The sequence below is a fragment of the Streptomyces sp. UF-297 genome (genome assembly GCF_058245575.1).
Map to the genome: position 1 here is coordinate 1 of NZ_JBSIBZ010000092.1, position 20,899 is coordinate 20,899.

The following is a 20,899-nucleotide window of genomic DNA, read 5'->3' on the forward strand; positions in this document are numbered from 1 at the left end:
CGCCCCCCCCCCCCCCCCCCCCCCCGGCTGGGGGCCGGGCTACTTCTTCTTGCTGTCGTCCTTGCCGTCCTTCTTGTTCTTGGCCTTGCGCTTCGTGGCCTTGGCCGCCGTCTTGGCCGCGCCGGCCAGGACCCCCGGCACCCGGGGCAGGGCCAGGACCGCGAGGAAGACGACCGCCGCGGCGATGGCCGTGTCCCGGCCGTCCCACCCGTAGTGCACGGGCATGACCCACAGGGTGGTGATCCCGGCGGGGGCCGCCAGGATCAGCAGGGGCGGCAGGCTGCCGGACTTCTGGGGCGTTCCGCTCATGCGCTGATCTCCTCGGTCTTGTCGCTCTGGTCGTCCTGGGCGTTCTCGCGCTGGGCCTTCTCGATCTCCTGGGCCATCGCCTCGGCGAACCCGGGCTCGGCCTCCAGCAGGGCCACGAGCGCGGGGCCGTCCTTGCGCCGGATGCCGACGCGTTCCGCGAGCACGTACGGGGAGAAGAAGCCGTTCCCGGTCCGCTTGCGCTTGTCCTTCGCGGCGGCGTACGCCAGTTCCCGCGCGATCGGGAACGCGGCCTTCAGGTGCTCGCTCAGGTCGCGTTCCGACCCGTCCGCCGATCCGTTCCCCGCCGGGGCCGAAGGGGCCGACTCCCCTTGCGGGAACTGAATTTCCGGGCCCTCGGAACGCTTCGCGGCCTCGCCGGAACGGGTGGCCGGAACGGTCACGGGAACCCACTCGCCACCGATGAACGGCAGGCTGCGGTACTTCTGGGAACTGAGCCGGGCGGCGGCCTTCTCCTCCTCCTTGACGGCCCGGCTGCGGAACTCCTCGGCCAGGGCGCGGGCCTCGTCGGCGCGGGCCTGGGCGAGCTCGGCGGAACGCTCGGCGACCTCCGCCTCGACGGCGATGGTCTGCGCGGAACGCTTCAGCTCGCGCACCCGGCGGCGGCTGGTCGTGGTCCGGGCCCGCTCCATGCGGAACTCGGCCCGGCGCTGCCGGCGCACCCGCGCGGCCGTCGTCCCCGGCGTTCCGCCGTGGTGCGACTCCCACGCCTGATCCCATGCCGCCTGCACCGTGATCTTCTTGCGGTACGGCGCCCGGATGCGCCAGGCGGTCAGCGACACCAGCGGGTGGGCGATCCACCGGGCGAGCTGCTCGCGGACCTCGGCGGCGGTACGGCCGCTCTGGGTGTGCTGGAGCAGGGAGACCACGGCCTCGAAGGCGATCACACCGGCGAGCGACGCCAGGGCGTTGACCTGTCCCGCGCTCTCGCTGGGCGAGTGGAACAGGTTGAGGCTGGCCGCGATCAGGGCGGACACGGCCGTGCCTGCCCGGTAGCGGCCCGCGGGCGCCCCGCGCCGGACGGCCAGGATGGTCAGGGCCGCGAAGGTCCACGTCAGGCCCTCGACCACGCCCGGGACGATCCAGGACCGCTCTCCCAGGTCCTGGCGCATGGCCTCGGCCTGGGCCGGCCACGCGATCCAGACGGACGCGACGATCAGCGCCGCGACGGCGGCGACGGCCACGATCACGGGCAGGGCCTGCACGACGGCCCTGCCGCGGCCCTTCCACTTCTGCACCGCTTCCTTGCGGATGCGCGCCTTCTCGGCACGCTGCGCCTGGCGGCGCTGCTGCTTGAGCTTGTCGCGCTTCTGCTCGACGGTGAGGCTGCGCTCCTCGACGTCGAGGCTGGCGAGCTGTTCGGCCTTGTCGGCCTCGACCTCGGAGACTTTGGCCTCGGCTCCGGCCTTCCGGGCGGCCGCTCGGCCGACCTGGCGCCGCTCGGTGCGGGACATCAGCGGGGTCTCGTCGGTCTCGGGGTCGGTCTGGGTGCGTGGTGCGGTGATGCTCATCGGGTGGCGATCTCCTGAGCGCGGGGGGCGTCGGCTCGTACGGGGGTTCCGGTCGGCTTCTGGGAGGCCAGGACCTGCGTGCACTTGCCCAGCTCGTGGGCCTCGTCGCGGTCGGCCAGGTGGTGGGCGTCCAGCGCGGCGCGGGTCAGCGGGAGCGTGCAGCGGGCCCTCACTGCGTCACCGGCCTGGGGGTGGTGCTGTAGGCGTGGGCGGCGGCGATCCCGCGGCGGGCCAGGAGGATCACACCGATCGCTCCGGCGACCAGGGTGACGGCGGCCGCGACGACGATGACGGCGGCCGCGGCCGCGCCGACGACGATCACGAACAGCGGGACGACCAGGACGAACAGGCCGGGGTGCAGCTCGTCGACGCGGACGAGGAACAGGCGGATGAAGGCGTTGACGGCCTCGATGGTGCGGGCGTCGATCTTCACGCGGCCCACCCCCCGGCGAACTCGTCGTCGTCGGCCAGGCCGGGGCCGGCGGTGACGTCCTCGGCGTGCTCCAGCTCGTCGACGACGGCGAGCAGCTCCGGGCGGGGGGTGGTGCGGCGGCGGGCGGTGAGGGCGTCGGTGTCGTCCAGGTCCAGCAGCAGCATGGCGACGAACTCCAGGTTCGCGCTGCGGGTGCGGCTGGAGCCCTCCGGGCGGCCGAGGAAGAAGTGTTCCGGCTGTCCGGTCAGCGTGGACAGCGCGTGCAGCGCGACCCCGTACGAGGGGCGTGCGGGGATTTCGGAAACGGACACGGCAGTGCCGCCTTTCTCTGCGGGTTTCGAGTGGTGATGCCGGTCGGGGGGCCAACCCCTTCCAACATGGACAACAATACCAGTCTTACGCCGGTTCGGCAAGGGATCTCCGGCGCCGGCCCGCGTTCGCGGGGCCAGGACGACGATCCACCGCCCCCGCCCGAGACCCGTGCAGGGCTCGAACAGTTCCAGCACTCATAGCCTGCCGATCATCGCGCCGGATGTCAACAGTTCCGGAACTAATGCAGCTCGGAGGGCTCGTCAGCGGGGAACAGTTGCGATATACATAGGGGCAGAAGGAAAGGAGCCGCCAAAGTGGCGACCCGCTACGAAGAGATCGCTGATGACCTACGCGAGCGCATCAGCACAGGGGAGTTCCCCGCAGAGAGCACACTCCCCGGCTATGACCAGCTCACCCTCGGATACAAGGCCAGCAGGGCAACGCTCCGCGAGGCCCTGAACCGGCTGCAAGCCGAGGGGCTCGTACGCCCGGTCAAGAAGAAGGGCCTGGTCGTCCGCGACCCCGGCGAGCGTCGCCAGGTGGCCCGGGGCAGCGTCGTGCGCCGGGACCCCGCGCGGGGATACGTCTTCCCCGCAGCCTCCGCGCCGGATGAACCGTGGGTCACCCACGGCCGACCGGCCGCCTCGACCATGCCCGCACCGGCCCCGGTCGCCGAGCGCCTCGGCATCGCCCCGGGCACTCGGGCCCTACGCCAGCGGTGGATCACCTCCCCGGCCGGCCAGAGCCCGTTCCAGATCACCGACGCGTGGATTCACCCCGACCTCCTGGCGGAGACACCACAGCTGGGCGAGCCGGGCGCCACCCCCGGGACCTACCTCGACCGGATCGAGGAAGCCGGGCACGGCCCCCTGGAGTGGGAGGAACGGACGACGATCCGGCCGTCCTCCCGCGAGGAGGCCAAGCAGCTGGAGATCCCCGCCGCCATGTGGGTCTTCGAGGTGGTCACCGTCGGCACGTCCCACCGAACCGGCCAGGCCGCCGAGGTGTCCGTACAAGTCATCCCGGGGGACCGCGTCGAGTTCGTCACCAAGCTGCGGCGCGACCGCACCGCCCGCTGGCCCGTCGCCCCGGCGGCCTCCGCGGGGGTGTGACCCGCGCCAAATGGCTTCACGCACCCAGCGACACACCCGTTACGGTGCGTGTGGTCGGATAGATCCACGGGGGCCGGGATATTCCCATCGTCCCCAAACGCAACAGGCCCCCGAAGGGGCCTGCCGGTCCGCAGCCGGGGTGCCTCCCGGCGACGCGGCCGCACCTTTAGTCACGGGGAGGTGCGCTTTCGTGAGCGTACGGGTTCGAGCGATACCGCCGCAGCAACCTTCGAGCAGCGCCGCGCTGAACCGGAAACGACCAACCGGTCTCGGCCGCCGTCGCCGTCCCGCTCCCCCCGCCTGAAAAGCCTGGTGGCCGCCCCGCGAACGGAACGGCCACCAAAGTTCGACTCGCCCAGAGTCTTCGCCCCCGAAGGGGCACGCCCACACCCACCGGGTGGGGCCTCGTGCCGGTGTGTTGCCCACACGCCGGCAGCGCCAGGATAGACGCGGTCGTGCAGCAGCAACACGTTGATCACGCCGCTTGCCCACTATCTGGCCAACGAGGCTCCCCCAAAACGCACCCAAGGGAAGCACTCGTGCCACTCCAGCACCACCCGCCCGTTCATCCCGTCCACTCCGACCATGGAGCGGCCGCATGAGCGACGACCCCGTTTTCGACGACGAGCACGAGGTCTACAGCTCCGACGCGCCGCCCGCGTTCACGATGGTCCCCGAGTGGATCACGTACTCCGACCTCAAGCCAGCTCAGCGCGAGTTCTGGACGGTGCTCGCCAGCTGCGTGAACCACGACCGCCCGGACAACCGTGTCTGGCCCGCCGGCCCCGAGCTGGCCGACGCGATGCGCATCAAGAACCCGGACCAGCTCAAGCCGTACCGCGAGGCCCTCCAGTCCATCGGCGCCGTCGTCATCAAGGAGAAGCGCTACGCGAACGGGATGCGCCGCCGGTACGTCTACGACGTCCGGTTCCACCCGCCGAAGGACTACACCGGCCCCCGCACCCGGCAGGAATGGCTGGCCCGGCGCAAGGAGCGCCTGGCTGCGGCCGCGGCGGCCGAGTCCGCCGACACAGCTGCCTTCGAGGCCGCGAACCCGGACGAAACCGCAGGTCAGTCCGGCACCCCTAAAAATAGTGGGGCCGGTACCCCCAAAAACGGGGGGACGGGAACCCCTGAAAATGGCGGCGCCGGTGCCCCCGAAAATGGGGGTGCAAAACCAGACCAACATCAACCAGACCAACATCAACCACAGACAGCGCCTTCAGCGCGTAGCGCTGGTGACGGCCGTAGGCCCTCTACCGGTAGTAGCGCGCGCGGGACGTCGAGCGGCTCCGCCGCGGCCAGCGGCGCCGAGGCGCCGAACGGGAAGTCGGCTCGCTCGGGCAGGGAAGTCCTGGTCACCCCGCAGGTCCAGATGGTCCTGGAGGCGTTCCCCGACGCACTGCGGGAGGCCCTGGTCAGCAAGGCCCGCACGGACCGGCCCAAGACCGTGATCAAGGCGATCGAGGAGCAGCTGGCCGGGGGCGGTCTCGACCAGGCCCGCAGGCTCGGCGCCCGGGTCGCCCGCCGCTGGGTGACGCACGGCTACACCAAGCACCACGCGGCAGGCAGGCTGACTAGCCCGGTCGGTGCGACCGTCGCCATGCTCAAGCCGGGCCCGTGCCCCGATCCTCGGTGCGAGGACGGCGAGCTCGACGACGGCGCCCCGTGCCGGGCCTGCATCGAGCGGGAGAAGAACTACCGGGCCGACCGGGAGCGCGAGCGGAAGGCTGCGGCCGCGGAGAAGGAAGCCGAAGCTCGCCGCCGGGCCTGCCCGCACTGCCAGCTCGACCGCGGCACCGCCGGCCAGCCGTGCGAGGACTGCACCCGGGCCATCGCCTCGACCGAGCGCGACGCGGCCGACTTCGTCGAGCAGGCCCTGGCCGACCACCGCGCACTGAGCGCCGGTGACGACCAGGCCGCAGCAGCGTTCTTCGCCTACGTGACCGAGGGCGTCGAGCAGGCCCGGAAGGCGGCGGCCGCCCAGGGCGCCGACGCGCTGGGCCAGGCCCTCGCCGCCCGGGTCGCTGCCGACGGCTTCGCCCGCGAACAGAAGCGGCTCCGCGAACGTGGCGTCGAACAGGTGGCTCTTGCTGCACCTGCCGACCGCCCCGACCCCGTGCCCGAAGTCGGCATCCCAGCTCAGGCCCACTGGCAGGGCGACCGCTGCCCCGGCCACGACCGAACCGGCTGCCCCTGGGACCGCCCGGCCGTCGGCTTCGACGGGCTGTGCACCCGGTGCAGGACGGTGCTCGTCCAGAAGGAACCCGCGCACACCAGCTGAACCGCGCCACTCGGCCCCCGGAGGAACCTCCTCGCGGGGGCCGAGTCATGTGCAGCACCAGGCGCCTTCGGCGCGTCCCGCCCACCCAGGCGCGCCTGGAACCTCACCCGATCAAGCGGCCGGGCCAGGACAGGCGGCTTCGCCGCGATCAACGGCGCACGCGCCGATCAGGTCCATCAGCCTCAGCCGAACGAGCAACCCCCACGCACCCGCACTGAGCGGAGCGGCTTCACCACGTCGGCCACACCGCGGCAGCAGCTGCTCCCCCTCCGCCCCGGCCGGGCAGACCGGTCCGCTCACGCTGCCGCATTCGCGACGGGGACGGTACGGCGGTCAGCCCGACGTCGGACCCGATGCCGGAGTCCTGCGCCGACGCCACCCACCCCCCTCCCGTAGCCAGCCGCTTTTTAGAACCCCTCACAACCCGCAGTCGGGTGGCGGGCCGCCACGTAAACCGCTCAGGGATGCCGTGGTGCACCGGCCCGAACGGGCCGGTACTGGGGGCTCCTCGCCCCCAGACCCCTCGCCAGCGCCCAGGGCGCGCTGGACCGCCCATCGCCGGGGGGCGCCTCCCCCCGGACCCCCCACCAGCGCCTTTCGGCTGCGCTGGACCAGCCACTGCCGCCTGCCCTCAAGTGCTCGGCCACTCCGCTTCGCTCCGCGGCCTGCGCGCTTGACCGCTCGGGCCCTGGGGGCCCTCCCTGGGCAGTTGCCCCCGGAGTTGGTGGTCGGCCGCCGTTGTGGTGCCGGCATCGCTGAGGTTGAACGCTGCCCTCGGACCGGTCGGGGTTCCGGTCACGGGCTGAGGTGGACATCGAGGCCGGAGGAACTTCACGTCGTCGAACAGGTGCAGCAGGACCGGGGCACGGCATCGGTGGGCGGTTTACGTGGCCGCCCGCCACCCGTCGAACCCTGGTGCCCTGGTACTGAGAAGCGGCTGGCAGGAAGGGAGTTGGATCGGGATCGCGCTGCTTTTCGGTGCGCGGCGCAGCCGCATCCTCGCCCAGGCCCCCGTCAACGGTGATGCTGTCCGACGGGCCGGTGCGGGTGAACGCGCCGAAGGCGCCTCCGTGCCGCACGTCGCCCGCGGACGTCTACTACGTAGTTAGAGGCGAAGATCGTTTCCGCAGGTCAGAGCGTTTTGATCTGTACGTTTCCCGACAGACGAATGTAAGTATCTGCACCACCCTTCCCGATATCGGGAAACGGTCGGATCGACCTCGACACGCCGGACCCCCGGGGGGGCGTTTCCCGATTCCGGGAAGGGTGTGTAAGGTGGCGCCCACTGGTTCCCGTACATGGGAAAACCCGAGGTGGGAGGCTATGGCAAGGCGCACCGGAGTGGTTCGCGAGACTGGCGAGATGATGCACGTCGACATGCTGCCGGGCTTTGAGGACGAGCAACCCAAGAAGGCCCCGGTCCGGTACAGCTGGCGTGGCCGTCACATGAACGTCTCCAAGGAGATGGGGGCGGCGGTCTGGCGGAAGGACTCCGGGTACGACCGCAACGACCGGGACGTCCTGGGCTACTACATCTTCAACTCGGGCGAGAAGGCCGCACGGTTGGAGAAGACCTTCGACGAGATCGGCCAGGACCTCGGGATGAACCCCCGGCAGGTCTCGAAGTCGATCAAGAAGCTCCACGCGGGCGGCTTCCTGTTGGAGGCCGGAACCATGGCCAGGGTGCAGCTCTACCGGCTGAACGGGCGATTCGGCTACGACGGATCGGCCGAGGACCAGGTGAAGGCGGTGGCGGATATGAGGCATCCTGTAATCCCGGCACCTACGCCGGAGTCCGCTTCCAAGTCGCGGCCTTCAAAGGAGGGCAAGTGATGAGCTCGCCGGCTGAGCAGTTCGACGTCGAGCACTGGCTGGACCGCGAACAGCTCCACGAGCTGCTGTGCAAGTCCGGTGCCCTGCCTCCTGCTGCGACCAAGATCCTGATGTACGTCGCCAGCGGGGCTCCCCTGGGTCACCGCGTCGAGGAGTCGGCTTCCGCGATCGGCGGGAGGCTCCAGATGAGCACCTCGGCGACCTCCCGGGCGGTTAACGCGCTCCTCGCGGAGGGGTGGCTTGAGCCCGCGGGGCGCATCGTCGGAGTCCAGACCTACCGGGTCGGCCCGGCCGTGTATGGGGCCCTCGAAATCGACAAGAACGGCGCTCGGCTGGAGAAGGAGGACCGGCCGCTCGCAACTGTCCGGCATCTCCCGGTGCCCACGCCGATCGACTGACGTACCTGAGCTTCAAGGCCCGCGCCCGGAATCGGGGCGCGGGCCTTCGCCGTCTGCGGGTGTTGGCTGGAGCCAACGAGGCGCCGCGTGGCCACGCCTCCTGTTGGTTGCAGCCAACAGTCCCTTTCCTGTCGGGTTGAAAGCTGGTATTGTTCTCAATGCTGGAAGGGGGTGGCTCCCTGACCGGCATTCACTCGGAACCCGAACCGCAGGAGGATGCGATGCAGGCGAGCGTGGGCCGTACGGGGAGTGCGGTCGATCCGCTGGAGAAGGCTCAGGCGGCCGCGGCCGCCGAGGTGGCACGCAACGACGGCAAGGCCGGCGCGATGCTCACGGCGTCCAGCGTCATGGCCGCGATCCTGCTGGGGGTGCTGCCGAACGCGGACCTCTCCGGCACGGCCGCGGTCCTGGTCGGCCTGGGCGTGACGCTGAACGCGGCGGCGATGGTCACGGTGCTTCTGGTGATCCGCTCCCGGTTCGGGAAGTCGACCCGGGGCTCGTTCCTGCACTGGGCGACACTGACCCCGGAGGCCCTGGTGGAGGAGCTGGTCCACGACCGGCGGGCCGAGCAGACGATCGCGCTGTCCCAGATCGCGCGGGACAAGCACCGCCTGGTCCGCGTCGCCGTCGACCTCACGGTGGCGGCGGCCGCCGTCCTGAGCGTCGCGCTGTTCGCGGCGCTGGCGTCATGAGCCGCTACGACCACATGGCGACCGCGCAGATGGAGCTCTCGCTGGTGGCCCTCGCCCGGTGGGCCAGGGCGTACGCGGCCACCGGGCCGAAGCACATCGAGGACCAGCTCCACCAGGAGATCGACGAGCTGCTCGACGAGCACCGCCGGCGCCGCGTGGCCGGTTCGCCCAGTAGCCCCGAGAGCTCTGGCCGTCCCTGACTGCCAGACCCGAAGGCCCGTCTCCCCGAATCCACGGGAGGCGGGCCTTCGGCGTGCCCGCCGTACGGCCTCGCCAGAGCCCTGCATAAGGTCGCGGGGATAATGAGTCCCCCGCGACCGCTTCTCTCCCTCGGCTCCGTGGGCCCTACTGGGCCCACTCCCCCTCGGGACACCCGGGCTGACGTGCCGCAACGAGCCCCCGCGACGTAGTAGCGGCGTCGCCGTGCGGAGCGGAGCGGACAGGACCGGTGGGCACCGGGCTGGGCCCTCGCCCACGGCGCGGCACCCTCACGCGGAGCGGAGCCCAGGGCGATCCTCAAGAGCGCGAGGACTAATTATCCCCCAGAGGTGAGAGTGCGCGCCGCGGGCGCGCGAAAGAGGGGCGGATGGGTGGGGCGGGGCCAGGGTTGCGGTTCCCGGGCCCTCTCCGCGCCGTACGGGCCCGGCAGGCCCCGCCCCACCCATCCGCTCGGCTTCTCATCCGTGCTCCCCCGACCCGCCGCTGCCGGGTGCGGGTCCGTGGAAGGGGTAGAAAGGACGCGCTTCGCGCGGCGACTGAAGAAGCAGGGCGCCGCATCGGTGCAGGTAGCGGGGCTTCCTCGGACCGCAGGACGGCCGAGAAGGGGCCTGGCGCGGGCCCTGGGGCGCGTTCAGGGCTTCCGTGCCCGATTCCGCGCCGCACGCGCTGCCGTGCGCTCACAGGGGCGTCTGAGGCTTCTGTGGCTTCGAGGAGTGCGTCAACACGACGTCAAAACCTGTTTGCGGAACGGGGGCTGACGGTGGGTACGGTGCCCGGGACCAAACATGATCATGGAACTAGGGGGATCATGCGTAAAGCACTGCTCACCGCCTTGGCCGCCGCCACGCTGACGGTGCCGGCGCTCGCGGGCACCGCCCAGGCCGCCCCGGTCAAGGCGTCCGTCGTCGGCACCTCCGCCTGCGGGAAGACGTACCCGGCCGGCTACTGGTGGACCTACCCCACCACCAACCTCAAGCTCCGGTCCGGCCCGGGAACGAACTACTCCTCGCTCGGCCTCCTGCACGAGGGCGACGGCGTCGAGGTCAAGTGCAAGGCCAAGAAGGCCGGGTGGATGCGGGTCTACGTGCTCAACGGCCCGCTCGACGGCCGTACGGGCTGGGTGGCCAGCAAGTACCTCCACTGATCTCCTGGCGCACGGGCGCCGGGGTCCACGGGCCCGGCAGTGTCAACTTTCCGGTGACACTGCCGGGCCTTCGCGCTGCCTGGCAGGCAGCGGAACGCGCGCGCTGGCCGTCCTCGATTGCTCCGGCGACCTGTGCCTCAGGTCTGCGCTGCCGGGTCCCGTACGGTGGCGGCATGGCCACTTCCGGCGGCGCGTCCCTGCCCCCGATCCGGGTGAGGCTGCCGGACGGCCAGGACCTCGTGGGTCAGCTCCATGAGCGGCGATGCTGGCCGCTGGGCGGATGGATGTACCTGGTGGGGCTGCCCATGTGGGCCACGGACTCGGTAACCGAGCGGGTCGAGGCGCGGGAGTACCGGGTGTGGCTTCCGCCCGAGGTGGTCGGCCGACCGGACGGGGTGTCGTACGACGACGTGCCCACCTACCCACTGCCGCAGCAGGAGCCGGACCCGGCCCCGGAGACCGGCCGGTGGGCATGGAAGGTGCAACGGCTCCGACCCCGCGAGGGACGCCCCGCCGCGGTCGTCGTGCACCTGTGGGACTGCGCCGATGCGCCCGACGGCGGTGACGAGCTGGACGTCTCCGAGGCGCTCGACGTCCTGCGGTCGACGGTCGGGGCGGTGGCCTGCAAGGAGTGCGGCGCGGCCGTCGCACTCGGCCCGCTGATGGACCCCACATGATCCTCGGACACACGGGCCCGGGGTGCCGCGGGGACCCGCTCCCGGCCGGGTGATCTTCACGGCGACCGCGTAACTGTGCCTGTCAGGCCGGGGTTTGCCGGGCATGACAGGACGACGATGGACCACAGCGGCCGTGACGGTGGCGGCCACCCTCGCGGCTCTGCTGGTGCCGACCGCGTCGGATGCAGCCGCTGCCCCGACGGCACCCGGGGTGGGAACGGTGGCATCGGCCCAGCCATGCACCACCTACTGGATCGCCCGGCAGCGGGTCGCCGTGCGGCGGCCGGAGGGGCCGGTGGCCACCATGTCCTCCCCCGTGCACCACCACCTCCGGAAGGGGGATCGGGTCCGGTCCTGCATCGTCGCCGTGGCGCGGACGGACTCCGGGCCGGCCTACCGCGCGTGCGGCGGAGAGGGGCACCTGTGGAGGATCGTGCCAGGAGGTCAGGTGCCGCAGTCGTGTCTGCGGCGGGCCTGAACAGCGCCGGTCAAGTGGCTCCGGCCTCGCCGGACATCACCCGTCCTGGTGGAGGTGATCGTGTCGGTGCCGCCGCGCCGCGCCGACTGCGCCACGGTGGGCACCATGCTCCGCCGTGCCGCCCTGCTGGTCCCTCTGGTCCTGCTCGCCGCCACGGCGTGCGTCAGCGTGCGGGACGACGGCCGCCCGGCCCGGCCACCGGCGGCACCGGCGACGACCGCCGCAGCACCCGCCCCGGCGTCCGTCGCTCCGCCCAGCCAGGCACCCGCGCGCGAGGCGCTGGTGCGCACGGACGACGGCAGGCCGCGCGGCCGCAAGCACGCCAAGCCCGCCCCGAAGTCCCCGGTACGCCGGGCCGCTCCCCCTGAAGCCGCCGCGCCGCCCCCTCGGCCCCGGGCGGTCCGTCCCGCTCCTGCCACGCCCCGCCGCCCGGCGGCTCCGGCGCCCCGGGAGAGGCCGCGCGCGACAAGTCCGGCGGCGAGCTACGACATGCGGACGCTGTGCCGAGCTGCGGCCCGCAACGGCGTCGGGCAGAACATCGTTGATCTGTGCCGCTCGACGTACGGCTGAGCTGACGCACGACCTGGTCCTGGACGCCGAACTCGCCAACTCGGTTACGTGCGTAACCACCCGCCGATAGTCTGCGATGACTTTCACCTGACTTCGGAGGTAGGGGATGCACGGCACGTCGCCGGGTGCAGCGGGCGGGACCGAGGAACTGTGGAACGCGAACCAGGTCGCCAGGGTCCTGGGGATCTCCCCGACGGAGGTCGGCCGACGGCTGCGCCGGGGCGAGGAGCCCGCGCCGCGCTACCACGCCGGGGAGGCCCGCAACGCGCTGTGGGTGCCGGGCATGGTGCGGCTGTACGCCGCGCAGCGCGGGCAGGCCCTCGCGGAGCACGCCGGAGGAGTGCGGCGGCTGCCGGTGCCGATGTGGGTGGACTGGCCCGCGCTCCCGGAGCCCCTGCCGCGCGTCGTGGACCGGGTGGTCGAGGTGCCGCGCATGTGGACGCAGTCGCCGGGCGACCCGCACCTGTTCCACGTCCGCATCTGGCGGGGCCGTGTCGACGGCGCCGAGCGGATCGTGTGCCTGCTGTCCGTCATGGAGAACGCCACGATGTACGCGACGTCGGCCGGCAACGGCGAGTGGGTGATGGAATCGGTGGTGGCCGCCGGGCTGCTCACCCGGGAAGAGGCGTACCGGACCTTCGTGTTCGCGCTCGGGGTGCGCAATCCGAACCCCTTGTCCTGCGGCGATCCGCAGTCCCTGATGTACGTGTCCTTCCTGCTGCCCGGGTCGCTCCCGCGCCTGCTCGATCGGTGGCGCAAGCCGCGCGGGGAGCTGTTCGCGGGGTCCAACGTGATCCCGGCGCGCTTGTCGCACCTGGCCCATCTGGTGGGCGAGGAGGTCGAGATTTACCCGGAGGGCACGCATACCCCCGAGGTGGTCGCCCGGTACGCCGGCGGGGAGCGGCCCGTGGTCGTCGGCTGGGACCCGATGGGGCTGGAGACGCACCTGAAGCACACCGAGGTGCTCCGGGCCTGGGCCGCCGAGCTCGCCGAGGCCGGGCAGGCCCGGGACACGGCCACGGTGACAGACGCCGCCACCACAACGGCCAACGCCGTGCTCCTGGCTCACGACTACTACGAGCGCGTCTACGGCGACGAAGCCCGTGATGTTGTGCAGCGGTGCGTGCCGCAGCTGGACCCGGCGACGGTGGAGGAACTTCGCCGGTTCGCTGCCGAGTCGGGCGGCTCCACGGCGGGGCACTGGCTCCGTCTGCACCGCGCCACGGTCCTGCTCGCCGGGCGGGAGGGCCTGCCCGGCGAGCAGCACGCCGCACTGCTCGCCGCGGTGGCGGAGAACGACGAAATGCTGCCCAGCCCGGTGCAGACGGTCGGCAGGGAGCTGGGCGGCTGGCCTCTGCGCCTGGCGGCCGCCGAGCATCCGCAGCTCGACGAGTACGTGCGGACCCTGGCCTGGTACGGCCCCAAGACGGAGCACCAGGAGGCGGATCGCCAGCTGCGGGAAGCGCTGTGGGACGACGAACGCGGCGCGGCCCGCGCGGGATACGACCCCTTCGGCAGGCTGGTGCGGGTCACCGAGGACCGGGGCGCCGTGGCCGTTGCGTGCCCCGCCGAGGAGGCGGCCGCCTACCGGCTGGACCAGCCGCATCCCGGGTTCCGTCTCCTGGCGGACGGCCGTCTCGATCTGCTCCCACTCGCGCAGACGGGCCCGGTCCGCAGGCGCAGCATCTGACCCGGATTCCGGTGTCAACGATTCGGTGACATGGGAGGGGCGGGCCCGATCCGCCGGGGCCGTCCCCGCTGCGCAGCACCTTGTCAACGTTTTGGTGACACGGCGTTCGGGGTGGAAGGGTGAGCCCATGGCGATCGACCACGTGAAGCGGCAGCGGACGCGGGATGCGGCGGAGGAACTGCTCCGCGCGCGATACGGGGAGGGCCGCAACTACCTGGACCCGATCCGGGTGATGCAGGACGTGCGGGCGCAGGCGTTCGGGTATTTCGTGCGCGAGGGCGAGGAGGCGCCGGAGGTGCCGGCGGAGGATCTCCTGGCGGCACTGACGCAGGTCGAGGAGGCCCGCGCGCGTCTAGACGCGCTGGAGCGGGACCTGATCCGCGGCGCTCGTAACCGCGGCGCGTCGTGGCAGAAGATCGCGGACAGCCTGGGCATGGCGAACCGGCAGGCCGCCGAGGCCAGGGCGACCCGCCTGGAGCGGGCGGCCGAGTCCCACAGCCGCGACCGCGACGTCCCCACCCAGCGGCGCGAACGCGCGCGGCAGCGGGCCGTGGAGGCGTGGTGCGCAGCCCATCAGGCCCGCATCCGGCAGACCGTCCAGCGCCTGGTCGGTGTCGCCGAAGCCTGGCCGCAGCTGGCCGAGGACTTCCTCACCTCCCACTCCCTGCGCGCGCTGGAGAACAGGCTGAACGGCGACGGCGACGGCGTGAAGCTGCTCGACGATCTGGAGACGCTGCGCACCAGGTTCGCGCCGTACGGGCAGCCGCCCCTGGAGCCCGTCGGCGAACGCGCCCGGGAGGCGGCGCAGGCCCGCGACGCCGCCGTGGCCTTGCTCTCCGACCTGGCAGCGGTCCGCTTGGAGGTCGACGCGGCCCGAATGTCAACGGTCCGGTGACAGCTGTCGTTCGCCCTGGTACGGTCACGCCTCCGGCACGGTGCGGCCCGCGGGAATGCGCAGCCCCTTGTACCCGGGGCCGAGGCCACGGCGGGAGCGGCCCCGGGTGATCGGGACTGGCGGCGCGACCGTCTGGCCTTCGCCTTGGAGGACCGGTTCGGACCGGTCGCTCGGCGGAAGGGCCAGGGTCCGGCGGAGCCGGGTCAGGTCCCGGAGAAGGGGGAGCACCGCGGCGGCAGCGGCCGGGTGCGCGCTTCCCAGGGCGAGCGCGGTGATCTCGATCGCCTCGACGGCGTCCTCGGCCGCCGCCGCGCTCCAGCTGCCCGGGGTGGCCGCGATGTCGTGCAGCGCGCACGCGGTGTCCGCCAGGGCCTCGGCGTTCTCGGCCAGGCCCGGCGCGGCGGTCGCGGGCAGCTCCGTGATCTCCATGCCCGTTGAACGACAGCGGGTTCCCTGCGTCGCGCGCCTGCCGGCCGCAGCGTGTCCGCCGACCGGGCGATTCGTTGTACCGGCGTGACGACCACTGACGCCGATCCCTCGTACTTGGCCGACTTCCGCACCGCCAACACGGCGGTGCTGGGCCTGCTGCGCGGCTACTTCCGGGCGGAACAGGCCCCTGTCCTGCGGGCTCACGCAGACCTGATGGCCGACAGCGGCACGCTGGAGCGGGCGGTGCCCGTGGTGGGGCTGCTGCTGCGCCAAGGCGCGGCGGAGCTGAAGGAGAAGGACCCGGGCGCCCGGCTGCCGGAGCTGTTCGGGCCCGTCGGGGTTGCCCCAGCCGGGATCGAGCGCGACGTCGCCGACGCGCTGCGGGCGCTCAGCGCCGGATCACTCACCGGCCTGTTCGGCGAGGAACCCTTAGTCGGGGAGAAGCTCGCGGCCGTCGTCCACGCCGCCGCGATCCGCTGCCTTCGGCAGCAGGCGGCGCACTTGAGCCGGTCCAACGTGCGCCGCTGGCTGGACACGGTGGAGGCCACCATGGCCACCGCCGAGCAGGTGACGCAGTCCCAGGCCGAAGCGCTCATGACGATGGACGCGCTCGGGTTCTTCGGAAGCCGGCCAGCGGCCGCGCCTCTCGATCCGCTCCAGGCGGCGAAGGAGGTGACGGCCCAGCTGGTCGGCGGCTACGGCCTGGGCCAGCCGGAGCAGGTGGCGGAGGCCCAGCGGCGGATGGCGGCGCACGTCTCGGTGGCAACCGAGACGTGGATGCTCGTACGCGGGTTCATGCAGAACGTGGTGCGGATGGCCACGGCGGTCGGGGTCGAGCTCTCCACCCAGCAGCAGGAGCAGCGGCTGCACGAGCTGGCGGCGCTGGCCCCGGAAGAGATGAGGATGGCGCTGGTCGCGTACCTGGAGGCGACGGCGGCCGGGCACCCGACTGGGGGCGTGGACGTCGACGCCGCGCATGGGCGGCAGGTGTCGGCGCACTACGCCGCGGTGTTCCTCGCGATGTACGGCGTGGCGGCGATCGGACGGGAGAGCTTCGCGGGGCTGGTGGACGAGATGATCGCGAGCGCCTGACTGAAAGTCGGGCCCGGCCGGCGCGGAGCCCGTACGCTGAGCAAAGCCGCTCCGGAAGGCTTCCCCCGTGCCTTCCGGAGCGGCTTGCTGCTGCACGGGCCCCGCCGCGGTGGCGCAGGCCGGGCGGGCACCTGAGCCACAGGGTGGCGTCAGGCCAGCACCGGGCCGTAGTGGACACCGTGGAGGGTCCCGTCGTCCCGCAACATGCCGATCTCCTTCAGCTTCAGCAGTGCCTCGTCGACCTCGCTTTGGTCATAGTCGAGCTGCGCGGCGATCTTGTCGGTAGGCCGCTGCTCCTGTTCGCCCGCCCGGCACATGAGCCACATCGCGACGTCGCGCTCGACATGTCCGATCCCGGCGTCCAGCAGGCCGCGCCACAGCTCGGTACTCACCAGCACGTGCTCGGAGCTGGGCCAAGCGCCTTGAGCGGGCACGGTGCGGCACACGCGGTCCTCCAGGTCGCTCAGGAACTTCAGGGTGGGGGTGTACTCGTCCACCGCCTCCACGTCCTGGTCGGCGGCGAGGTCGGCGCACACCGATTCCAGGGCCGACCGCAGGCTGGCCAGGACGGTTCGCATCTGCTGAGGGCATCGGGCCCTGGCCAGGGCAGGGTGCTTCCGGGTCGGCGTGTACGCCTTGCCCAGGGTGTGGGCGACCGCCTGGATGTGGCCCGCGGCCTCGTAGAGCGTCTCGCCGGGGTACCCAAGGCTGTTCAGCGGACTGTAGTCGCGGCCGTCGGCGTCCTTGGAGAACTGCCTGTCGATCCCCAGGACCCGCAGCCCGTGAACGGTGGCCAGCATGTTCACGATGTGGTTCAGGGTGTAGCCGGCCTGAGCGATGCAGTCGACCATGCGGTTCACGGTGCCGCGCCGCTCCTTCGCGGCGGTCTTCTCGGCCTCGTCGACCAGGGCCTTGTGCTCGGCCCCGAGCTGCTCGAAGACGGTCACGAGCTGTGTCACCGCGCGGGGCAGGCGGTTGTCGTCGGGTGCGGGGTGCTCGGTCATCGACGCCCTCTCATTCGGCGGCGCGGCAGAAGGTCGCGGCGCCGCGTGCGATGACGCGCCGGACGGTCGCGCCTCCGCGTCCAACGGCGGCGGCTTCGCCTGGACACGGTCGGCCGGAAACATGGACCAACATGGCGGATTTCTACCTGGATTGACTTCGCGCCGCGGGTATCATGGGTGCGGGCATCGCGTAGGCCCAAGCCCGCCGTCCGGCCCATGACCGGGAGGCACGAAGGGCAAAGGTGCCAGGGTCCCCCGGGACCCGGTCAGCTCGCCGGACACGGCAGCGCGCCAGCGCACGAGTTCCTTACCGTCGTCTTGGACGACTTCCTCCGTCGTGCGCTGATCTCGTGCGCGCCGGGTCATGGGACCGTGCCGCGCCGAGAAGAGTCAGCTGTGTCGAAGATCGAGAAGAAGAACCGCCGCCGCAAGAGCCATGCGGAGCGGGAGCGGATCAAGGCCAAGAAGGCCGCCAGCGGCGCCTCGTACACCTCCGCCCAGTCGGGCACCGTCCACCGCCACCGGGGCCCCGAGATCGGCCCGGTCGACGGCTCCGGCTTCGGCGCCGACCGGCAGGCCGACATGCAGACGGCTTCCGCGCTGATCGGGGCCTGCGTGGAGAAGTGCCGACCGTGCCAGGCCAGCCTGGCGGACAAGGTCCTCGCCGGTGACCGGCTCGTCATCGCCAGCCTCGCCGGAAGCGTCTACGCGCTGCTGCCCTCCCCCGGCTCCGCGTGCTCCCCCGCCACCCAGCGGTTCCACGCCGTGGCCCACGACACCGCGCGCCCCGGCTACGGACCGGCGGTCCTCGCCGCAGTCGAGGAGCTGAATGCGGAGGACCTGGAGGCGCTCCTGGAGGACACGCTCGACCTGTGGGCGGCCGCCGCCGGGACCGCCCCGGCCGCAGAGGCCGGCACCCCGGACCGGGAGACGGACGCGAAGGAGGAGGAGGCCCACCGCTACGCCGCAGCGAGCGGGACGGCCTACCTGATGAGCGCGGGCATGGACCAGCTGCTGAGCGTGGAGGAGATGCAGGGTCTGGTCGAGCACGCCGAGAAGTCCGCCGGGACGGGCGATCCCGTGGTGTGCTTCCTGTGTGACGAGCCGATCAACGTGGCGGCGGAGTCGGAGGTGCACGTCGGACTGAGCACCCGCACGCTGACGGTCGACGGCCGCGAGCTCGACGCGGTGCAACCGGTGTGGACACATTCCGGCTGTGGCCGGACCCGCATCTGGCCGTGGCCGGAGCTGATGGCGGAGCGTCAGCGCCGCGGCCTGTACGTGGCCCCCGACGACCGCCAGCCGGAGAAGCCGGCCACGCAGGGCCCGCGGAACGCGGACTACACGCACTTCAGCGTCGCCCGGCAGCCGGGCGGCGGAATGGTGCCGCTGGTGCTCGTCGAGCCGGGCGAGCACGACGAGCACGGGATCGAGGGGCACCTGGCGGCCCGCCTGTCCGAGGGGTTCAAGCCCGTCGACCTGACCGGGGCCACGCCCTTCCCGGTGCTGGACGGATGGCACCTGCGGTGCGAGCGCGGCCGGATGGTCTCGGTGATGCGCGCGGGCGGTGGAGCCTGGTACCGCCAGGAAGGCGGGTATGCGACACCCGGCAACTGGCGGCAGGCGGCCCGTCAGCGAAAGGCGCTGCTTCTGGTCGTGCCCGCGGGCACCGTGGGCGACCGGCAGGGCGACGACTGGCTGACGGCGGTGAGCCGGGCCGCCGAGGCCGGCCACGTGCTGGGCGGTCTGGTTGCGGTCCGCGGGACGCTGTCATGAGCCGCCGTACGACCCTGCCCGGGGTCGCCCGCGTACGGATCACCGGCGATGACGCGGCGACGCAGGCCCTGCTCGACGTGCTCGCGGAGCACTTCACGGTGACGGAGCCGGCTCCCTACAGCGGCGGCCGCAGCTACCTGGAGGTCGACACCCGGCCCGACGCGGCGCCGCACGGCACCGGCACCGGCACCGGGGACGACGGGCCGGACATGCCCAGGGCCTCGAAGCACCGGCCCGCCGAAGTGCCATCCACGGTGGCGGTGCTGATGGCGCGCCAGGTCAACGCGGCGCACCTGCACCTGTCCGCGTTCCGGGACCTGGTGCAGACGTACGGCGCCGGCCTTGTCCCCGAGTGGCCGAAGCCCGGCCAGGCCCCGGACAACGCGGTGGACCAGACGCTCAGCACGGCGTCGCGGCTGCTGTACGAGCTGCGGGAGTGGAGCAGCCACACCGCCCACGCCTCCGGCGCGGTCTCGGTCCTGCCGGAGATCATCGCGGCGTCCGAGGAGCAGCTGCGGGCCGAAGCGGTGCTCTACCCGCCGGGCGGATGGTGCGCGGTGCCGGGCGGCACGATGCCGCCGCCCGGCGAGGAGCGGGAAGAGGAGGGCGCGGAGCACCCGATCGCGACGCAGCTGCTGGGGCCGGTGCCGGAGAAGCGCTACAGCGCGCGGGCCTCGGGGCGGTCGGTGCAGCGGGCGCTCCCCGCGGTCGCCGGCACCCCGGCGGCCGCCGTGTGGACGGCGGAGCGGGCCCTGTACGGCTACGTCTGCCAGCACTGGGAGGCGCCCGGCGACACCCCGGCCGATCTCGCGGCCGCCGTGGACGGCCTGGACGAACTCGCCGACACCTTCACCAGCGCCTGCACGTTCACCCTGGACGAGATCCGGCGCCGCATGGCGGAGGGGCTTCTGGTCGACGTCGACGAAGACGCCTTCGACGAGGCGGCCGCCGCCGTGCGCGAGCAGCTGGGCATCGAGCCGGAACGGGTGCCCAAGCTGGCGTACGCCCTGTCGCGCGTGCGCCAGGCGATGACCGGGGCACGGGCCGCGCTGCCCGCCGCATCGGGTGACGCTCGTAGCTTCGACGCGCTGGCGCAGGCCAGGGCGCTCGGTGCCCTCGACGGCAAGACGCTCCCCGAGGTACGCCGCGAACTGGGCCGTGAACGGCACTGGCAGCGGCACCGCTCGAAGACCCGGATGCCGGACTACACCGCGGCGGACTGGTTGCGGCGGGCCATGCACTGGATGCACGCCGCCGGCGTGACCGCGTACGACCACGGGGCGCACCTGGCAGCCGAGCGGCACCCGGAGCTCTCGGGCCTGCCGATCGGCACCCCGGCCGCCATCGAGGACAGGGGCGAGCGGTGAGCGGGAGCACGGTCCGCGCGGCCGTGGGCCCGCAGCTCGCCGCCCTGACGTTGGTGCGGTCCCTGATGGGCGGGGTTCTGGAGAGGAAGGGCCTGGAGCAGACCGTGGACCAGGCCCGGGGCGGGGTCCGCGAGGGCCTGCTCTACATGTCGAAGTGGGCGCGCGGCGCGGACCTGCGGACCGAGATCGTGCCCATCGTGTGCGCGCTGGGGCGTACGACGGTCGCCGCGCTGGCCATCACGCAGGACGACGACCCGGCGGCGGTAACCTCCTGGCTCGACGTCCACGCCCGTACGGTGCGCGAGCACCAGGTCAGCCTGCCGGTCGAGCATCCGGCGGACTCGGTCGTCGTCGACGTCGCCGCGGTGTTCGCCGAGGAGCTGCACCGCACAGCACGCGGTGACGTCGACGAGGCAGAGCTGGAGGCGAGGGAACAGCGGGCCGCCGGACTTGTCATCGAGTGGGCGCGGCCCGGGGCCGGGCGGGATCACGTCGAACTGCTGCTGTCGGGCGGCTGGTTCGCCGCAACGATGCTCGCCTACGCCTTCGGCTTCGACCGGGACCGGATGTACGAGTACGTGGAGAGCCACGCGCGCGCCCTCATCGTGGCGGGCCGCCGCTGATGATCGAGCTGGGTGACCGCGGCCGCCGGGCTG

General features: G+C 72.4%; 22 protein-coding genes. 15 read left to right on the plus strand and 7 right to left on the minus strand.

Annotation, left to right across the window (positions count from 1 at the left end; genetic code table 11):
* Positions 1-39: 39 nt before the first annotated feature.
* The 5 genes from AC4IJH_RS35830 to AC4IJH_RS35850 are packed head-to-tail and all read right to left on the minus strand — an operon-like array spanning position 40 to position 2,582.
* Positions 40-309 carry a hypothetical protein gene (locus tag AC4IJH_RS35830; RefSeq protein WP_490856158.1) on the minus strand — a complete coding sequence of 90 codons (270 nt, stop codon included), beginning with the start codon at positions 307-309 and terminating at the stop codon, positions 40-42.
* On the minus strand, positions 306-1,838 hold the full coding sequence (locus AC4IJH_RS35835; protein WP_490856159.1) for a DUF2637 domain-containing protein: 1,533 nt from the start codon (positions 1,836-1,838) through the stop codon (positions 306-308). The genes AC4IJH_RS35830 and AC4IJH_RS35835 overlap by 4 nt, the downstream gene beginning before the upstream one ends.
* A complete protein-coding gene (locus AC4IJH_RS35840) occupies positions 1,835-2,011 on the minus strand; it encodes a hypothetical protein (RefSeq protein ID WP_203609654.1) in 177 nt (58 codons plus the stop codon). The genes AC4IJH_RS35835 and AC4IJH_RS35840 overlap by 4 nt, the downstream gene beginning before the upstream one ends.
* Positions 2,008-2,271, minus strand: a complete 264-nt coding sequence (locus tag AC4IJH_RS35845; RefSeq protein ID WP_330269929.1) for a hypothetical protein — start codon at positions 2,269-2,271, stop codon at positions 2,008-2,010. Before AC4IJH_RS35845 ends, AC4IJH_RS35840 begins: the two co-directional genes overlap by 4 nt.
* On the minus strand, positions 2,268-2,582 hold the full coding sequence (locus tag AC4IJH_RS35850) for a hypothetical protein (protein ID WP_164343977.1): 315 nt from the start codon (positions 2,580-2,582) through the stop codon (positions 2,268-2,270). The genes AC4IJH_RS35845 and AC4IJH_RS35850 overlap by 4 nt, the downstream gene beginning before the upstream one ends.
* Positions 2,583-2,897: 315 nt before the next feature.
* Between AC4IJH_RS35850 and AC4IJH_RS35855 the strand changes: the two genes are divergently transcribed.
* The 11 genes from AC4IJH_RS35855 to AC4IJH_RS35905 all read left to right on the plus strand — a co-directional run bounded on the left by AC4IJH_RS35855 (position 2,898) and on the right by AC4IJH_RS35905 (position 14,575).
* Entirely contained in the window at positions 2,898-3,695 is a 798-nt protein-coding gene (locus AC4IJH_RS35855; RefSeq protein WP_490856160.1) for a GntR family transcriptional regulator, read from the plus strand.
* A 598-nt stretch (positions 3,696-4,293) separates the two neighbouring features.
* Complete coding sequence (locus tag AC4IJH_RS35860) at positions 4,294-5,979, plus strand: helix-turn-helix domain-containing protein (protein ID WP_490856161.1); 1,686 nt, start codon at positions 4,294-4,296, stop codon at positions 5,977-5,979.
* Between the two features lie 1,362 nt (positions 5,980-7,341).
* Positions 7,342-7,812: a transcriptional regulator gene (locus AC4IJH_RS35865; RefSeq protein ID WP_330269934.1), complete on the plus strand. Its 471-nt coding sequence runs from the start codon at positions 7,342-7,344 to the stop codon at positions 7,810-7,812.
* Entirely contained in the window at positions 7,812-8,210 is a 399-nt protein-coding gene (locus AC4IJH_RS35870; RefSeq protein WP_330269935.1) for a MarR family transcriptional regulator, read from the plus strand. Before AC4IJH_RS35865 ends, AC4IJH_RS35870 begins: the two co-directional genes overlap by 1 nt.
* 221 nt (positions 8,211-8,431) lie before the next feature.
* On the plus strand, positions 8,432-8,902 hold the full coding sequence (locus AC4IJH_RS35875) for a Pycsar system effector family protein (RefSeq protein ID WP_490856162.1): 471 nt from the start codon (positions 8,432-8,434) through the stop codon (positions 8,900-8,902).
* The gene (locus AC4IJH_RS35880; protein ID WP_366717416.1) at positions 8,899-9,102 is read left to right on the plus strand and encodes a hypothetical protein; all 204 of its coding nucleotides are present in this window, start codon (positions 8,899-8,901) and stop codon (positions 9,100-9,102) included. The genes AC4IJH_RS35875 and AC4IJH_RS35880 overlap by 4 nt, the downstream gene beginning before the upstream one ends.
* Before the next feature lie 827 nt (positions 9,103-9,929).
* Entirely contained in the window at positions 9,930-10,265 is a 336-nt protein-coding gene (locus tag AC4IJH_RS35885) for an SH3 domain-containing protein (RefSeq protein ID WP_164343968.1), read from the plus strand.
* A gap of 173 nt (positions 10,266-10,438) precedes the next feature.
* Positions 10,439-10,942: a DUF6233 domain-containing protein gene (locus AC4IJH_RS35890; RefSeq protein ID WP_490856163.1), complete on the plus strand. Its 504-nt coding sequence runs from the start codon at positions 10,439-10,441 to the stop codon at positions 10,940-10,942.
* Positions 10,943-11,480: 538 nt separating this feature from the next.
* Positions 11,481-11,990 (plus strand): hypothetical protein, encoded by a 510-nt coding sequence (locus AC4IJH_RS35895; RefSeq protein WP_490856164.1) that lies wholly within the window; start codon positions 11,481-11,483, stop codon positions 11,988-11,990.
* Positions 11,991-12,096: 106 nt separating this feature from the next.
* Complete coding sequence (locus AC4IJH_RS35900; protein WP_490856165.1) at positions 12,097-13,680, plus strand: hypothetical protein; 1,584 nt, start codon at positions 12,097-12,099, stop codon at positions 13,678-13,680.
* Positions 13,681-13,807: 127 nt separating this feature from the next.
* Positions 13,808-14,575, plus strand: coding sequence for a hypothetical protein (locus tag AC4IJH_RS35905; RefSeq protein WP_490856166.1), 768 nt, complete (start codon positions 13,808-13,810; stop codon positions 14,573-14,575).
* A gap of 24 nt (positions 14,576-14,599) precedes the next feature.
* On the opposite strand, the gene AC4IJH_RS35910 is transcribed toward AC4IJH_RS35905, so the two are convergent.
* Complete coding sequence (locus AC4IJH_RS35910; protein ID WP_490856167.1) at positions 14,600-15,004, minus strand: hypothetical protein; 405 nt, start codon at positions 15,002-15,004, stop codon at positions 14,600-14,602.
* An 84-nt stretch (positions 15,005-15,088) separates the two neighbouring features.
* Here AC4IJH_RS35910 and AC4IJH_RS35915 point away from each other — a divergent pair, with 84 nt between their 5' ends.
* On the plus strand, positions 15,089-16,096 hold the full coding sequence (locus AC4IJH_RS35915) for a hypothetical protein (RefSeq protein ID WP_330269944.1): 1,008 nt from the start codon (positions 15,089-15,091) through the stop codon (positions 16,094-16,096).
* A gap of 149 nt (positions 16,097-16,245) precedes the next feature.
* Here the strand turns inward: AC4IJH_RS35915 and AC4IJH_RS35920 are convergent, their stop codons facing one another.
* A complete protein-coding gene (locus tag AC4IJH_RS35920; RefSeq protein ID WP_490856168.1) occupies positions 16,246-17,100 on the minus strand; it encodes a hypothetical protein in 855 nt (284 codons plus the stop codon).
* A 396-nt stretch (positions 17,101-17,496) separates the two neighbouring features.
* Between AC4IJH_RS35920 and AC4IJH_RS35925 the strand changes: the two genes are divergently transcribed.
* Genes AC4IJH_RS35925 through AC4IJH_RS35935 form a run of 3 tightly spaced genes read left to right on the plus strand, consistent with a single transcriptional unit; the run spans position 17,497 to position 20,866 of the window.
* Positions 17,497-18,876 (plus strand): DUF8842 C-terminal domain-containing protein, encoded by a 1,380-nt coding sequence (locus tag AC4IJH_RS35925; protein ID WP_490856169.1) that lies wholly within the window; start codon positions 17,497-17,499, stop codon positions 18,874-18,876.
* Positions 18,873-20,243, plus strand: coding sequence for a hypothetical protein (locus AC4IJH_RS35930; protein WP_490856170.1), 1,371 nt, complete (start codon positions 18,873-18,875; stop codon positions 20,241-20,243). Before AC4IJH_RS35925 ends, AC4IJH_RS35930 begins: the two co-directional genes overlap by 4 nt.
* Positions 20,240-20,866 carry a hypothetical protein gene (locus tag AC4IJH_RS35935; protein ID WP_490856171.1) on the plus strand — a complete coding sequence of 209 codons (627 nt, stop codon included), beginning with the start codon at positions 20,240-20,242 and terminating at the stop codon, positions 20,864-20,866. Before AC4IJH_RS35930 ends, AC4IJH_RS35935 begins: the two co-directional genes overlap by 4 nt.
* Positions 20,867-20,899: the final 33 nt, after the last annotated feature.